The following is a 14,929-nucleotide window of genomic DNA, read 5'->3' as shown; positions in this document are numbered from 1 at the left end:
CCCCTTATGTAGTTTGACGAGCAATTTTTTGAGCAATCATATTTCCATGAAAGCGGCCGTTTTCTATAAAGATTTCATTGGCATTATTTCCCGCAGCAATGACACCGGCAATAAATAGATTTTCTACATTTGTTTCCATTGTTTCAGGATCGAATGTCGGTCTTCCTGTTTGTTCATCAATCTCGACGCCCATTTCACGAATGAAACGATGATCAGGGTGATAACCGGTCATTGCGAATACGACATCATTAGCGAATGTTTCTTGTTGTCCATCGATTTCGACAATGACTTCATTTTCTTTGATTTCTTTTACTTCTGTATTGAAGTGCATTGAAATCTCGCCTTCTCGTACAAGACCTAAAAATTCCGGCAATACCCATGGCTTAATGCTCGGCGAATAATCATTGCCGCGATAGATGACCGTCACATGTGCGCCTGCTTTATTAAGCTCCAATGCTGCATCAATTGCAGAGTTTTTCCCGCCGATTACCAGTACATTCAAATCGAAAAACGGGTGTCCTTCCTTAAAATAATGATGCACTTTCGGAAGATTTTCGCCTGGTATATTCAAATAGTTCGGATGATCGTAATAGCCCGTTGCAATGACTACATACGGTGTTTCATAACTGTCCTTATCAGTGCGCACATGAAATAAACCATCCGTTTTTTTAACACTTTCCACTGTTTCAAAACGATTGACTTGAAGGTTTTTCGCCTTCACGACTTCGCGATAATAGACAAGTGCCTGATTGCGTTTCGGTTTTCGTTGTTCAATAATAAACGGCACATCCCCGATTGCCAGCTTTTCACTCGTACTAAAAAAAGTTTGATGTGTCGGATAATTGTAAATCGCATTGACAATATTACCTTTTTCGATAATGACTGGCGACAATCCGATATTTTGTAGTTCAATCGCTGCAGCTAATCCACATGGACCTCCACCAACAATGATTGCATCTACCTTTTGCATACTAACATCTCCTTATTCAATTCCTATAAATCGCTTTTCTCTCATTTTACATCTTGTTCAAATTTAATTGTAATAAGATGACTTTCCGGCTTTGCACAGAGACGCAGCGGGACAAGCGTCGTACCATACCCGTTACTGACAAGTTCATAGCGGTTTTTCACTTTTTTAAAATATCCGTGTGGCTGCAGTCCGAATTTACCGAGACGAATTTGCCCGCCATGTAAATGTGCCCCAATACTGAGCAGTGGCTGAAACTGCTTATGTACTTTGCCGAACAGTTCCGGATTATGCGCAATGAAAACGGTGTTCTTTTCTTCGCATTGCCCGATTGCCTGCTGGATGTTCTGTTCTTCCGGACGATATGAAACTGCGCTCACAGACAGCTTATTTTTGCTTTTGAGACTGATTGATTCATTCTCAATAATATGGATTTGATGGTCTTTCAGCAGTTGACGCAGTTTTTGTTCACCGAATTCAATATCATTATTGCCCCATATAAAATAAATAGGGCCCAGTTTTTTTAGCATGCGTATATTATGGAGCACTGTATCTTCAGAAGTCCGACGATCGACAAAATCTCCCCCTATGAGGACAGCCTGTATATTTTGATCAATCGAATCAATCATCGCTTCATTAATTTTGCGCGCATGTGTATCCGATATAAAATAAAGATGGATTGTTTCATTATCGCCAATTGCTTTCACTTCATGTGACCGGATGTTATTTTCATGTGCTTCTTTATACATATAGAGAAGCACTGAAATACAGGCGATTCCGATAAAACTTATTATGACCATACACGGTCCTCCAATTCAAAAATGCTAATAACACAATAGCCTGATGTAATGCTTTCATAACCTTTAATTTCACCTAGTGTTTACTAAGTATTTAAAATAACAAATTTCTTTCATAAAGAAAAAGACGAGAGCCGGAACGGTTCGTCTTTTTACTAGTCATTATACAAGTGAGAAAAATTATGGAACAATTACTAAAACTTGCCCTGTCGAAATACTGTCCGTTGATAAATTGTTGGCAGCTTTTATTTTATTAACATATTCAGGACTACCATTACCGTAGTACTTTAATGCGATGCGGTATAGATTGTCAGTCGATTGTACAGTATGTGTTTTTTGCTGTGCTTTAGCCGCTTCCTGAGCAGCTTTTTTCTGTGCTTCCTGCTCTTTCGCTTTAGCAGCAGCTACTTTCTGTGCTTCTTCCGCTTTTTTTATTTCTGCCGCTTCTTTTTCAGCTTTTTCTTTTGCGATTTGTGCTTCCGCCTTTTTCGCTTCTTCAGCAGCTAACTTTTCTTTTTCCGCTTTCGCTTTAGCCTCATCCACTTCGGCCGAATTATCATCATTTTTTTCTTCTTTATCTTCGTCATCGTTAGTAGCAGCTGGCTGTGTTTTCGGATCCTGTTTTTGAATCTCCACTACTAAGTCATCCTTCTTATCCACATTTACATTTTCACTTGCAGATGTGTTCGGTTCATAGATTAGCCACACATAAGCTAGAATAACTAAAGGGATAAAAATTAAGATAACTGTTAACACCGTCATAATTGGGTTTGTTTGTTTTTTTCCGTTTTTCTTTCGATGTCGGCTAACACGTGACATTTTTGTACCTGACTCATTATGTAGGTCAATCTCTTGACGATGCTCCTCTACCTTCTCCCGGTAATCTTCTTTTGTCATGGCCTTCACCCCTCCAACTACTAAAAATTATAACTTTATTATGACCAATTTCTACATAAAAGTAAACGGTTCGATAGTAGATTAAGAGTTTATTAACAATATTTTCTTGAGACGGTGTTGCCAATTGGTCATTTTAATCATAGTTTTTGAAGGATCTCTCTCTTCCACCAGTTCAGACACATCGATTCCACAGTTGGAACAGCAATTTTCCTGCTGCTTAGTCAATTGCTGACCAAAGTACTGAACGACTTGCTTCCTCATACATTCTGTACCTTCTATAAGCTTTAAAACGAGCTGGACTTCTTCAAATTTCTTAATCTGTAAATTCAGCATCCGATTCTTTACTTCCTCGGCAGATTCACGTGCCAGCCAATAACTCAGCACACGGAAAACGACTTCCGACATTTCCCCGTTTGCAAGCAATGACTGCGGCTGTTCACCAGCAGCCATCACTTCTGTGAACCGGTCCACATGAATATTTTTCGGCAAATCTTCTGACGCGATAAATTTTGCAAATTGCTCATCACCGTCACAATACAATAAAAAGGCAACTGCTTTTTTGCCATCACGACCAGCCCGCCCAATTTCCTGCATATAGTTCGACAATGTTGCAGGCATTGTTTCATGAATAACTTGACGAACATTTTCTTTATGGACACCCATACCAAATGCATTTGTCGCTACTATCCATTCAAGCTGGCCTGCTAAAAATTGCTGCTGTATAAATTGTCGGTCCTGCGCTTCCTTCCCGGCATGATAAGCGGCCGCCGAAATATTTTGCTGTAGAAGCTGTAAACTGATCGCTTCTGCTTTTGACCGGGATTGCGTATAAATGATACCCGGGCCGGCTGTATTTTTAACATGTTCAATAATCCATTCAATCTTTTCCTCACGCTCTGAAAACAGTTTTTTCACTAAATGAATATTGTCTCTGTTTACAGCGTGCATATAGCGAAAAGGTGCATTCATTTTTAAATAGGATTGGATATCCGCCAAAACCGTATCCGTTGCTGTGGCGGATAATGCAAGAATAGGCGGACGATTCGACTCCGATAATATTTCACCAATCCGTAAATAGTCCGGTCGAAAATCAAATCCCCATTGCGATATACAATGTGCTTCATCCGCAACAATTAGCGAAAGTTCCATCGCTTGAATTCTTGCCTTTACTTGCGGCTGCAACAGCATTTCCGGAGATACGAAAATAAACCGGTACTCTCCCAAAAAGTGTAGGGCATACCTTTTCTGGTCTGGTGTTAAAAAGGAATTCAATGCGACAACTCGTTTTTCCCCCATTTGCTTTAGCTGATCGACCTGGTCTTGCATGAGTGATAATAGCGGCGACACAATCAGCACCGGTTTTTGAAATAAATAGCCCGGCAGCTGGTAACAAAGGGATTTCCCCATTCCGGTCGGCAAAATGGCCACAACATCTCTGCCCGCCACTATATTTTTGATGATTTCTTCTTGTCCTGGCCGGAATGAATCATAGCCGAAATGTTGCTTTAAGGCACTTTGTAAATTCATATATGGGTCGCTCCTTTCGCCAATGTTAGCCGAAGTTGAAAATAGCTTAGCTGCGGCAGTAATTCTTTCAATGTTTTTAATCGTTTCGTATCGTAAGCTTCGACCGCACCTAAAATTTGTTGCTGTTCTTTATTTGATACAAATGGCTCTATCGAAAAGTTCGGTTCATTCATCGCAAGTTCGACAATATGATCTTCAATCGTACTCATTTTTAATCGACGGATATGACTGATTTCTTCCAATGTTCTTCCCGTTCTGTATAACTGGGCGGTTGCGTTTGCCGAAGCAGTCAGCACGACTTCCACACGTATATTTTGCATAATTTCATTCAATAGCGGGTATTGTGTTTTTTCACGGTACAATTCATTCAACCAAGTATGCAATGCGCTAATGTAGTGCAGTTGAACATCCATTTCCTGCATATTATAGCCAAATGCCAGTTGCTGCCACGTAAATCCCGGTTCATTATAGCCGGTCAATCGGTACATGAGGATGTCTTTCATGTTTTCTTCGATTGCACTTTCGGATAAACTTGCAGACATTTCCGAGTAAATTGCTTGTTGCAGCATGCCTTTCTGATATTGGTGTCGCACTAAAAATTGACGTACCCATTGCTGTACTTGTTCATTTTTTTCAATCGGGATAAACGCTTTTTTCTGATGGAGCTGATGCGACAGGCTTTGAATAATAAGCGAAAGTCTGCCGAAAAACAAATGTTCATTGCCACGGTAATGCCAGCCATCAAACGAAAGACGCACAGGTTTTGAGGCAAGCTGTTTTCCTTGCTCGGTCATAGTATAAAAACCGTTTTCCTCTATTATAATAATACTCTTGGCGAACATGAGATCAATTTGCTCATCGAATTTATGACGAGCTAGTTTTGGGAGCAGCCCAAAGTAGGAATATAAATTAAAGAGGCCTACATCATGAATTGTCTGCCCTGACCGCTTCCCTTTCAATAAGTGATAGGCGGCTGAAACAGTGCGTTCCTGCTGAAAAGTATGTAAAATTTTCAAAAGAATTTGTTGGATTAGCATGTCAAATCCCTCATTTTCGTAGTATTAGGTTGAAAAGTGCCGAAAACACCATTAGAATAAGTAAGAGCTTTATGGAAACGAACGGATAAAGGAGAGGTAACAATGCCAAAATATACTATCGTAGATAAAGATACTTGTATCGCATGTGGCGCTTGTGGCGCTGCTGCACCGGATATTTATGATTATGATGATGAAGGAATCGCTTTCGTTATTTTAGATGATAACATGGGTACTGCTGAAGTTCCAGAAGATCTACTAGAAGATATGCAAGATGCATTTGAAGGCTGTCCAACAGATTCTATTAAAGTTGCAGATGAAACATTTGACGGCGACTCATTAAAATTCGAATAGATACAAACATACGAAACGATTCCTTAATTAAGGGTCGTTTTTTATTTTGCCCTTTTTTCTCATTGCGCATCTATAATCGAGATGTTATAGTTAATATTAGTAGTAGGTACTAATATTAACTAATCATTTTAGGGGTGTCGTTATGGATTTATTGCAATTAAAAGGGAAAAATATTGTTGTAATGGGTGTTGCCAATGAGCGCAGTATTGCTTGGGGCATCGCAAAACGACTATTTGATGTCGGAGCAAATGTCATTTTCACATATCGTAAAGAACGTTCAAAAGGAAAAATCGAAAAGCTTTTAACAAATTATGAAGAGCACAATGCAACAGTTATTGAATGTGACGTAAACAGCGACGAAAGCATTGAAAAAGCATTCAATCAAATCGGCGAGCAATTTAAAGTAATTCATGGCATTATCCACTCTGTTGCCTTCGCGCATGCCGAAGACCTTCACAACCGATTCGTCGAAACAACACGTGATGGCTATGCCTTTGCACAAGATACGAGTGCCTATTCGCTGATTGCTGTAACAAAAGCTGCAAAACCTTATATGTCTGAAGGCGGTTCTATCGTAACGATGTCTTATTTAGGTGCACAGCGTGTTCTTGACGGCTACAATGTAATGGGCGTTGCGAAAGCAGCACTGGAAGCATCAATGCGCTATTTGGCAGCGGATGTCGGTGCGGATAATATTCGTGTCAATGCCATTTCCGCAGGTGCCATTCGTACATTGGCAGCAAAAGGTGTGCCAAGTTTCAATCAGATCCTGCATAAAATCGAAGAAACTTCTCCGTTAAAACGCAACACAAACCAGGAAGAAGTAGCTGACATGACAATCGTGATGTTAAGCCACCTTTCCCGAGGTGTGACAGGCGAAACGATTTATATCGATAGCGGTTATAATATTATGGGTTAGTCAAAAGCGAATTCACTACCTCCCTTGTGAATTCGCTTTTTTTTATGTTAAAATACTGGAAAATACTGTTTATTAAGGAGCATTACGATGAAAAAGTATATTTCAGGATTATTAATGGGAGCTGTCTTAATAAGCGGTTTCTCGTTTACGGCAATAGAAGCAGAGGCAGCTACAAAAACAAAAGCAGTCGCTTATAAAAACTGCACAGAATTAAATAAGGTTTATAAGGGCGGCGTTGCGAAAGACGCAAAAACAACGAACAAAGGCGGCAAAACAAAATATAAACCTTTCGTATCAGCTGAGCTTTACAAATTAAATGAAAAAAGTGATCGCGATAAAGACGGAATTGCTTGCGAAAAATAGGAGAAGTGAATGAAATGAAGATTCTCGCTCACCGTGGTTACAGTGCCAACTACCCCGAAAATACGATGATCGCTTTTCAGGAAGCTGCAAAAATGGCTATTTGGGGAGTTGAATTTGATGTCCATTTAACGAAGGACAACCAGTTAGTCGTTATTCATGATGAATCAATTGACCGTACATCTACAGGTAAAGGCTATGTGAAGGATATGACACTGGAAGAGCTGCGAGCATTCGATTATGGCTCATGGTTTGCTCCGGAGTTTGCTGGTCAAACAATACCTACATTAGCGGAAACTTTAGCCATTTTTAAATCAACGCCCTTCCCAATCAATATCGAGATAAAGTCGGACATTTTTCGAGTATCCCGGCATTGAAGCACTCATTGCTAATGAAATTCATACCTTTAACTTAGAAGACCGTGTCATTATTTCTTCCTTCAATCATGAAAGTATTGCGCGTTTTCAGCAAATCATGCCAAATGTAAAAACCGCGCTGCTATTTGCTTCGCTTATTGTAAACTTAGAGGACTATGTCAAGACGCTTGGCGCGGATGCGATCCATATCCCCTATTACTACGGGATGCGTTCCATTGTTCAGCAAGCGATCAAGAACGGAATGACCGTCAGAACTTATACAGTGAATGATGCAAAAGTAGCCCGCCAACTCGAATCACTTGGAATTGAAGCCATCTTTTCCGATGTAGTAAACCTATAAAAATGAGAAAAAACTGTTTCGAAGGAATTCTTTTGCAGCAGTTTTTTTATGTAATATTTAGACAATTACTAGAAAAACGCTTTCAAATAGCTAAACTTTGTTAAGTTCATTTTATCGTCAAACTTTAAAATTTTTACCCGTTTTTACCCTCATTCCTTTTGAAGTCAGACGTCTGTTTACTGTATATTAAGAGTAACAACAAACAGATTCGGAGATGAAATGATGAATACAGAAATTTTATCATATGTAGAAAAAATGGAGGCTGCAGTACTAAACGATTTAGTTACAACAGACTCCTCTGACTTATATGAAATTGCAGTTGAAATGATTGCTGAACATAAAGATGCTTACAAAAATATTTGCCAAGCTTATGAAGTAGTTAAGCATAACTTAGTCGGATAAGCACTTAAAAATAAGCAAAATTAAAAGCAGTTCAAATTTACTTCCCCATAAATTTGAACTGCTTTATTTTTTTGTGCAAAAGTTCGCAAAAAAAGAGGGTTCCTTATAAAAGGCCCCCTCTTCTATAGTTACATCATTAAAATTAAAGTTTTACGATGTTTGTAGCTTGTGGTCCACGTTGACCGTCTTCTACTGAAAACTCAACTTTTTGACCTTCTTCAAGAGTTTTGAAACCTTCACCTTGAATAGCTGAGAAGTGAGCGAATACGTCAGAACCGCCTTCAACTTCGATGAAACCGAAACCTTTTTCAGAGTTAAACCATTTTACTGTACCTTGTGTCATAATAAATGACCTCCAATTAATTAAATTTAATAAGATCGCAATTCTTCCAAAAGAAAAAAATTCACATATTACAAAAAGTACCAACTAAACCACGAAATACTTTTTGTAATAGGTGAATTTAATGTCTTGTAACTATCTCATTGACCTTAGTATATAGTAAATAATCGGATTTGTCTACTATAAATTCAATTTTATCTGCTTTAACAATTATTTATCGATTAAAGGATTTACACCTCAATAACTAACTAAAAATTATTTAGTTACTTTTTGTAAGCATTTTGTTTGCAATTACATTTTAGCATTGGTTAATATAGGAAATGTATTACATAGAACTAGGAGGATTTTTTTCATGGTATTACAAGCAAAAGAATTCCGTACAGCGGAGCATGACATTTCTGAAGTATTTTTAAATCGGTGGTCACCACGTGCCTATGCAGACACACCTGTTGCCGAAGATGTATTAAACCGTGTATTTGAAGCAGCACGCTGGGCACCATCAGCAGGCAACAACCAGCCTTGGCGCTTTATCGTGGCAAAAACAGAAGAGGATTTAGCAAAGTTCCACCCTGTTTTAATGGAAGGTAACTTAGTATGGGCAAACCGTGCACCTGTTTTAGTATTAGTCATTTCTGACAATACAAAAGGCTCACATGAGTTTGATGCAGGAACAGCATGGGGATTCCTGTCACTTCAGGCAGCAAAGGAAGGTTTAATCACACATCCGATGAGCGGTATATATAAGGATGTGGCAAAAGAAGCATTTAACATTCCGGATACGTTTGATGTACATTTAGCTATTGCAATCGGCTACAAAGGCGACAAAGAAATGCTGTCTCCGGAATTACAGGCACGTGAAACGCCATCAGGTCGCCGTCCATTAAATGAAATTGTATTTGAAGGTTCTTTTAAATAAGGTTTAAAATTGATGAGGTAACCGCATGAAGGAAATGTTCTTTCTTGCGGTTTTTTTCAGTTGCCCCCATTAATATAGAACTTAAACTTTTAGAAGCGGCTTTTTAAGCATCTCCAATAACAGTTCATATTCCTTATCTCCGATCGTGTTCCTTACCATCTTTTCTATTTTAAACTCCATCTTTTTGCTTTCATTAACAATAACGATTCCTTTTGCAGTCAAATGGGCCCTCTTTTGAACTTTCGAGCCTTTTATTAATTCGGTCGTAATAAGTTCCTTTTCTTGTAAGGAAGTCACAAATTTATGAACCCCCTGCTTTGAAATGTCCAATTTTTTTACTAGTTCCGGTACCGTTACATAACCCTCAAATATGTTTTTCAGTACAAACCATTCCGAACTCGTTATATGAAGGTCATTATTTTCATTCCACATAATTTCTGCCTTTTGGCGTAACTGTTTATGTTGGCGATACAATAATTCTATAAAGTCAATCATTGGGGCTCCCCTCTTTCTTTCAACATATACTTAAATATTCTCAAGCATCATACTAAAGGAAAAATATTAATTCAAGTTCACGATACTAATAGGACATTTAAGTCAACTTAGTTGACTTAAATACAAAATTACATTAATATTAAACGTATAACTTTTTTTGGAGGCGTATATATGTATAAAATTGGTGACTTAACGTTTTATAAATCCCATGGTATTTGTCAAATTGATGGTATTATAGAACAAAACTTCACAGGAGAGCCTATGCTTTACTATGTTATGCAGTCAAAAATCAGACCGGGAGTAACGCTATATCATCCAGTAGAGAGTAAGAACTCACAACTTGAAAAACTTTTGAGCTATGATGAAGCAGTTCAAATTATGGATTGTTTTTCGAATGAACCAAGTGAATGGAATGACCGCAGTACAAACCGTCAAAGAAATCACGCAGAAATCTTAAGTGCGAATAACCATCTAGAAGCGGCACAATTAATGAATACACTCCTACGAAAAGACTTGGAATTACAAAAAGAAGAGAAAAAAATTACATCTCAAGATTCACAAATTTTACAGCAACTCTCAACGATTATTTATGACGTCTTGGAAATTGCGCTTAAAAAGCCAAAAGATGCTATTGAAAAAGAGATTTTTAAAAGAGTTCAAGGACCTACTAACTGATTTATAAATTAGGTTGATTTCTTTAACGAGTTGAAGTAATCCATTTTACTTCAACACTGTTCGTTACTGAGCGATTTGCCACTTTATACATAAAAAATTATATAAGGCGTTTGCTATTCAACTAAATAGCAGGCGTCTTATTTTTTGGTGAATAAAAAGGAATTTTAACTTCTATTATTATGTGACTTGTATGATGTTTTTCATTTAAGTATGAATGAAAACACTTTTACTGCTCATACTACCGTTGTATGAGATTCACCTAATTTTGAAAGGAAGTGTAATGATGGGAATTTTAACGGGTAACCCAAAAGATGAACCGTTACATTATGGAGAAGTTTTTAACATTTGGTCAAGTTTGGCTGCAGGGTACAGTATGATTGCCGGGTATCAGACTTTTTATAATCATGCCGGTGACCACGACTTGAAAAAAATAATTGAAGACTTTGTTCAATTTGCTCGAGAAGAAGTAAAACAATTAGAAAAAATCCTTAAATTAAATGGCGTTGGACTTCCTCCTGCACCACCGGAACGTCCTGAAGCACGAATCGAAAACATCCCGCCAGGAGCAAGATTCAATGATCCTGAAATAAGTGCAGCATTATCTGTAGATGTCGCTGCCGGTTTAGTTGCATGCAGCCAGGCGATGGGTATGACAACGCGAGAAGATATCGGAATGATGTATGGTCAATTCCATACAGCTAAGGCACAGCTTGGAGCAAAGCTATTACGCTTAAACAAATCAAAAGGCTGGCTAATCCCTCCGCCATTGCATCTGCACCATCCATTACATTAATGAATTAAGTCAAATCCCATTTTACTATGCGCATCATCCCCTTATTCATACGAGAAAAACGCCATTTCTAAAAAAGAATGGCGTTTTTCGTTAGTATTCTTTATACAACTTCATGATAGTAAAGGGCATATAAATCATTCAATGTCACTTTACCAAATGCAAAATCCATTACATTGTTATCTACCAGAAATTCAGTTAGCTCGCTTAACAGCATCGGTTCCGAATGAGGAAGATGCAGCAATGTCATATCCGTAACGAGTGTTTGCTGCTCAATCAGCGGATATTTCTCTTTTAACAGTGCTTTAACGGATTCTTCCATATTTTTTATCCGTACTGTTTTAATTTTTGCCTGGCTGAATCCTTCAATAATTTCATTCGTATCGACCAATTTGCCTCCATTGAAAAGGAAAATCCGATCTGCATACTTCTCCAAGTTATCGAGCAAATGCGAAGCGATAATAATCATTTTCCCCTCGGCCTTTTTCTTCATTAAAATCTTCGAAATGACTTCAATATTATTTGGGTCGAGCCCGTTCATGACTTCATCCATCATCATAATTTCCGTGTTCGCTACAATTTGCATTGCAAAACAAAGTCGCTGACGCATGCCGAGTGAATAGGTACCTGTTTTTTTATTAACATAATGCCCCATATTCAGCGCTTCTATCGTTTCGTCAATCAGCTTCGGGTCGGACTTCCACATCGTTGCGAACATTTTTAAATGGGCACGTCCACTTAAATGGTTATATAAATCACTTTGATCCGGCATCATCGACACAAACTCGTGAATTTTTACTTCATTTGATTTACTCGAATAGCTAAGATTACCGTTAAACGATACTTTCCCGCTTGTTGGCTGCAAATAGTTCATTATGACATTCATCAAAGTAGATTTTCCGGTTCCGTTCGGTGCTACTAACCCGATCATCTCACCCTGTTCAAACTTGATCGAAATATCATTAAGCACTTTTTTATCCGCAAACTGAACGGTAATATTTTCAATAGCAATCATTCGTTGTCCCCCCTCTATTTTACAAGCTTGAACCGTTTATTAAGTGAAATGAGCAGTGCAATGACCAATAGGACAACTGCGCAAATTGACAATAACAGCAGGCCAAGTTGATAATCAACATTTTCACTTCCTAAAAAATAGTTCTGATAACTCGACACAACTTTTCCGACATGGATATACGTTGTCGGTACTTTTTCCACTTCCCAGAAATACCCGATACCGCGGTTCATATAAAACTTTTCGCCAAAAATGACGAATAGTCCGACTGCCAAATTCACCATTTCTTGGCGGAACAGTACACTGCATAAAACCACAACATTGATAATGACAATGAACCATACAATCAGTAATGATAAAGACCGACCCAAAAACATGCCCAATGTCATCATATTAGCTAAACTCTCATTCCCTATTTGCATGAAATTCAAAGCATACTCAGGTGATGGCAGTTTAAGATGGCCGAAACCTGATTGAGCCCCGATTATCATAAAACCAATAAGTAAAGGTACAAATAAAGCGATACTGCCGATAAAAGCAACACCTATTTTCATGAGCAACTTTTTCCAGTCCGCAATCGGGAAACCTTTCAGCACAGACGGGTGTCGGCGATCCTTCGTCACAATATCGACCGCCAGTAATAAGGTACATATAATTAAAATTAACGGAAGCGGACCTTTCAGAAGTCGTTCAAGCGTCTGCAATGCCGTACGTTGCTCAAAAACGCCAATCGACAGCTCGTAATTCGCCTCATTAAAAGCACCATACCGGTAATGTTGATCCATTGCATTTAAAGCACCTTCAACATTTGCATGTTCTCTGTCTGCCACATAATAACGGTCATTATAGAATAGGTGCTCATTATAAAAAGTCAAATAGTTCATTTGAAGATACCAGGCGCTTGTCACTTCCGCATACTTTTTCAGATCATTTGCATCAAGGGCATCCATTCTTGCCTTATCCAGCGGGTTGATATCAGCAAAATCATAATATGCTCTAACTGATGTCGGATGTATTTCCCTTAAGTTCCTCTTACTTAAATCATCAATAAATTCCTGACGCGTTAAATAGCGGGCTTCTATTTCCTCGCGATCGACCTTTTCAATCGGATCATAGGCAGGTGCAATCTTAAACGCATAAAATAGCGCAGCAAATGCCAAGAGAAAATAGATCGCCAAGTTTTTCTTATTCGTAAAAAACTGTTTCAGTTCAAATTTAAAATATCCGTACATATCTTTCCCCCCTAGGCCCTTTTAATTTTTCCTGTAGAGAAGAATGTTTTGATGACAAATAACATGATTAAAATACAAATACTCATAATCAGTAACCCGATATTCATCGTTACATCCACAGGACGCACTAAATCCAACGGCATTCCACTTAAAATTTCATTAAAATTCATGAAATGGAATGGACTGTACGGAAGCACACTAATAATTGAAGGGAAAATAATAGGTAAAAAGAATAGAATAAAATGGACAAATAATGTCAGATACATATTTTTCAGCAGTACATTTAAAATAATCGATAAGAGCATGACAAATATCGAAATGACGAGCATGTAGACAATACATAGCGCAATATATTGCACACTTGAAATTAATGCCGGGTCCCCTAAATACACAGTCACTTTTTCGGAACCGTCTCCCAACCCATTAAATAGCAATGGCGTAGCACTGATAAAAATGAGCGCAATAAACGCGACAACATACAAAAAGGCAATGATACATTTCGATATCACATACTGGTCAAAACGGACCGGGTAGCCTTTTATAATGCTTGAATGCTCAAAATCATCCAGTAAAATCGAACTCGTATAGAAACTCATAAATATGTACCAGCCAACACCTACTAAGCTAAAGAAATACAACAAAAACGGTATGTAATGAGAGATATCGCTAATCGTATTTTTACCCGATTCGTACATCGTTTTAAAATATAAGTAATTCATTGAATTTTGGAACTTGGAAGGCAGCAAATCCTTCACTTTTTCGTACTCTTCCATATTAAAAGCTTGTTGCCGCAGCTCCGCAATACGGTAGGAAGCCTCATAATACATCGGATAGTTTTCTACAGTTAATGAAGCAATTTGTAATGCGACAGCACTTTTCTGCTGAGTCAGATTTTTAAATAAATCACTGCCATCCCCGTCCCTGGAAGCATCCTGGACTTGGAACTTGGCTAATACCGCACGCGAACTGTAATAGTCACCCTTTTTTTCATTGAGCTGATCCCCTATGGACTGCGCCTTAATAAAAAACATACATCCAAACACAATGACGATCACTGCGAGTAACGCAATAATATTTTTTCGGTTGGAGCGTTCGATTAGTAATCCAACTTTTAATGCCTGCAACATGTGTAATCTCCTCCCCCTTCTATATATCGACATTGAAAACGGTTACAAACCTAAATTTCGATTTTTCGGGTACTTTATTAGAATAATCTATCAATTAATAATTTACAAACTAAAAGGTAAATTTTCAAAAAAAAGGAAAACAAACCTTTGTTAAATCAACACTCTTTTTAATTATTTCGTTTCACAATTGAAGTCAAGATGAGATGAAATTATTTTTGTATAATACACCTATTTTTTACAAATTTATGAACTTTTTATTTCTACCACATTTCGACACTTTATTTTTTTTTAATACGTTACGATGAATGGGCGCTGTTTAATTTAACTCGTAAATAATAAAACAGCGTAATACTTCAGAAAGGAACTTA

Annotated in this window: 19 protein-coding genes; 9 read left to right on the top strand and 10 right to left on the bottom strand. The window is 37.9% G+C overall.

The window, feature by feature from the left end; translation table 11 throughout:
* Positions 1-4: 4 nt before the first annotated feature.
* The 5 genes from MKY27_RS05995 to MKY27_RS05975 form a co-directional block, all read right to left on the bottom strand.
* Positions 5-970: a YpdA family putative bacillithiol disulfide reductase gene (locus MKY27_RS05995; RefSeq protein WP_339198572.1), complete on the bottom strand. Its 966-nt coding sequence runs from the start codon at positions 968-970 to the stop codon at positions 5-7.
* 41 nt (positions 971-1,011) lie between these two features.
* Complete coding sequence (locus MKY27_RS05990) at positions 1,012-1,767, bottom strand: metallophosphoesterase (RefSeq protein ID WP_339198569.1); 756 nt, start codon at positions 1,765-1,767, stop codon at positions 1,012-1,014.
* A gap of 177 nt (positions 1,768-1,944) precedes the next feature.
* Positions 1,945-2,661 (bottom strand): LysM peptidoglycan-binding domain-containing protein, encoded by a 717-nt coding sequence (locus MKY27_RS05985; RefSeq protein ID WP_339198567.1) that lies wholly within the window; start codon positions 2,659-2,661, stop codon positions 1,945-1,947.
* An 81-nt stretch (positions 2,662-2,742) separates the two neighbouring features.
* Positions 2,743-4,188 carry an ATP-dependent DNA helicase RecQ gene (locus tag MKY27_RS05980; RefSeq protein ID WP_339198564.1) on the bottom strand — a complete coding sequence of 482 codons (1,446 nt, stop codon included), beginning with the start codon at positions 4,186-4,188 and terminating at the stop codon, positions 2,743-2,745.
* Positions 4,185-5,225 carry a helix-turn-helix domain-containing protein gene (locus tag MKY27_RS05975; protein WP_339198561.1) on the bottom strand — a complete coding sequence of 347 codons (1,041 nt, stop codon included), beginning with the start codon at positions 5,223-5,225 and terminating at the stop codon, positions 4,185-4,187. The genes MKY27_RS05980 and MKY27_RS05975 overlap by 4 nt, the downstream gene beginning before the upstream one ends.
* A gap of 102 nt (positions 5,226-5,327) precedes the next feature.
* Here MKY27_RS05975 and MKY27_RS05970 point away from each other — a divergent pair, with 102 nt between their 5' ends.
* The 6 genes from MKY27_RS05970 to MKY27_RS05945 all read left to right on the top strand — a co-directional run bounded on the left by MKY27_RS05970 (position 5,328) and on the right by MKY27_RS05945 (position 7,974).
* Positions 5,328-5,576, top strand: a complete 249-nt coding sequence (locus MKY27_RS05970) for a ferredoxin (RefSeq protein ID WP_008404945.1) — start codon at positions 5,328-5,330, stop codon at positions 5,574-5,576.
* Positions 5,577-5,718: 142 nt separating this feature from the next.
* Entirely contained in the window at positions 5,719-6,495 is a 777-nt protein-coding gene (locus tag MKY27_RS05965) for an SDR family oxidoreductase (protein ID WP_339198558.1), read from the top strand.
* A gap of 87 nt (positions 6,496-6,582) precedes the next feature.
* The gene (locus MKY27_RS05960; RefSeq protein ID WP_339198555.1) at positions 6,583-6,858 is read left to right on the top strand and encodes an excalibur calcium-binding domain-containing protein; all 276 of its coding nucleotides are present in this window, start codon (positions 6,583-6,585) and stop codon (positions 6,856-6,858) included.
* Positions 6,859-6,872: 14 nt separating this feature from the next.
* Positions 6,873-7,232, top strand: coding sequence for a glycerophosphodiester phosphodiesterase family protein (locus MKY27_RS05955; protein ID WP_339198552.1), 360 nt, complete (start codon positions 6,873-6,875; stop codon positions 7,230-7,232).
* Complete coding sequence (locus MKY27_RS05950) at positions 7,228-7,572, top strand: glycerophosphodiester phosphodiesterase family protein (RefSeq protein WP_339199643.1); 345 nt, start codon at positions 7,228-7,230, stop codon at positions 7,570-7,572. The genes MKY27_RS05955 and MKY27_RS05950 overlap by 5 nt, the downstream gene beginning before the upstream one ends.
* Positions 7,573-7,791: 219 nt before the next feature.
* Positions 7,792-7,974, top strand: a complete 183-nt coding sequence (locus MKY27_RS05945; protein ID WP_254865311.1) for a hypothetical protein — start codon at positions 7,792-7,794, stop codon at positions 7,972-7,974.
* Positions 7,975-8,116: 142 nt separating this feature from the next.
* On the opposite strand, the gene MKY27_RS05940 is transcribed toward MKY27_RS05945, so the two are convergent.
* Positions 8,117-8,317, bottom strand: coding sequence for a cold-shock protein (locus tag MKY27_RS05940; protein ID WP_079525806.1), 201 nt, complete (start codon positions 8,315-8,317; stop codon positions 8,117-8,119).
* Positions 8,318-8,666: 349 nt separating this feature from the next.
* On the opposite strand from MKY27_RS05940, the gene MKY27_RS05935 reads away from it, so the two are divergent.
* Positions 8,667-9,230: a nitroreductase family protein gene (locus tag MKY27_RS05935; RefSeq protein WP_339198548.1), complete on the top strand. Its 564-nt coding sequence runs from the start codon at positions 8,667-8,669 to the stop codon at positions 9,228-9,230.
* Between the two features lie 81 nt (positions 9,231-9,311).
* Here MKY27_RS05935 and MKY27_RS05930 read toward each other — a convergent pair whose 3' ends face one another.
* A complete protein-coding gene (locus MKY27_RS05930; protein ID WP_339198545.1) occupies positions 9,312-9,725 on the bottom strand; it encodes a MarR family transcriptional regulator in 414 nt (137 codons plus the stop codon).
* A 171-nt stretch (positions 9,726-9,896) separates the two neighbouring features.
* Here MKY27_RS05930 and MKY27_RS05925 point away from each other — a divergent pair, with 171 nt between their 5' ends.
* Together MKY27_RS05925 and MKY27_RS05920 are read left to right on the top strand one after the other, a co-directional pair.
* Positions 9,897-10,400 carry a CarD family transcriptional regulator gene (locus MKY27_RS05925; protein WP_339198542.1) on the top strand — a complete coding sequence of 168 codons (504 nt, stop codon included), beginning with the start codon at positions 9,897-9,899 and terminating at the stop codon, positions 10,398-10,400.
* Between the two features lie 283 nt (positions 10,401-10,683).
* Positions 10,684-11,193: a DUF3231 family protein gene (locus MKY27_RS05920; RefSeq protein ID WP_339198539.1), complete on the top strand. Its 510-nt coding sequence runs from the start codon at positions 10,684-10,686 to the stop codon at positions 11,191-11,193.
* Positions 11,194-11,293: 100 nt separating this feature from the next.
* Here the strand turns inward: MKY27_RS05920 and MKY27_RS05915 are convergent, their stop codons facing one another.
* The 3 genes from MKY27_RS05915 to MKY27_RS05905 are packed head-to-tail and all read right to left on the bottom strand — an operon-like array spanning position 11,294 to position 14,561.
* Entirely contained in the window at positions 11,294-12,205 is a 912-nt protein-coding gene (locus MKY27_RS05915) for an ABC transporter ATP-binding protein (protein WP_339198537.1), read from the bottom strand.
* Between the two features lie 14 nt (positions 12,206-12,219).
* Positions 12,220-13,434 carry an ABC transporter permease gene (locus tag MKY27_RS05910; RefSeq protein ID WP_339198535.1) on the bottom strand — a complete coding sequence of 405 codons (1,215 nt, stop codon included), beginning with the start codon at positions 13,432-13,434 and terminating at the stop codon, positions 12,220-12,222.
* An 11-nt stretch (positions 13,435-13,445) separates the two neighbouring features.
* Entirely contained in the window at positions 13,446-14,561 is a 1,116-nt protein-coding gene (locus MKY27_RS05905; protein WP_339198532.1) for an ABC transporter, read from the bottom strand.
* Between the last annotated feature and the right edge of the window lie 368 nt (positions 14,562-14,929).

The sequence above is a fragment of the Solibacillus sp. FSL R5-0449 genome, assembly GCF_037975215.1.
GTDB lineage: Bacteria > Bacillota > Bacilli > Bacillales_A > Planococcaceae > Solibacillus.
Note: the sequence above shows the minus strand (reverse complement) of the source record. Positions and strands in the feature narration are given on the sequence as shown.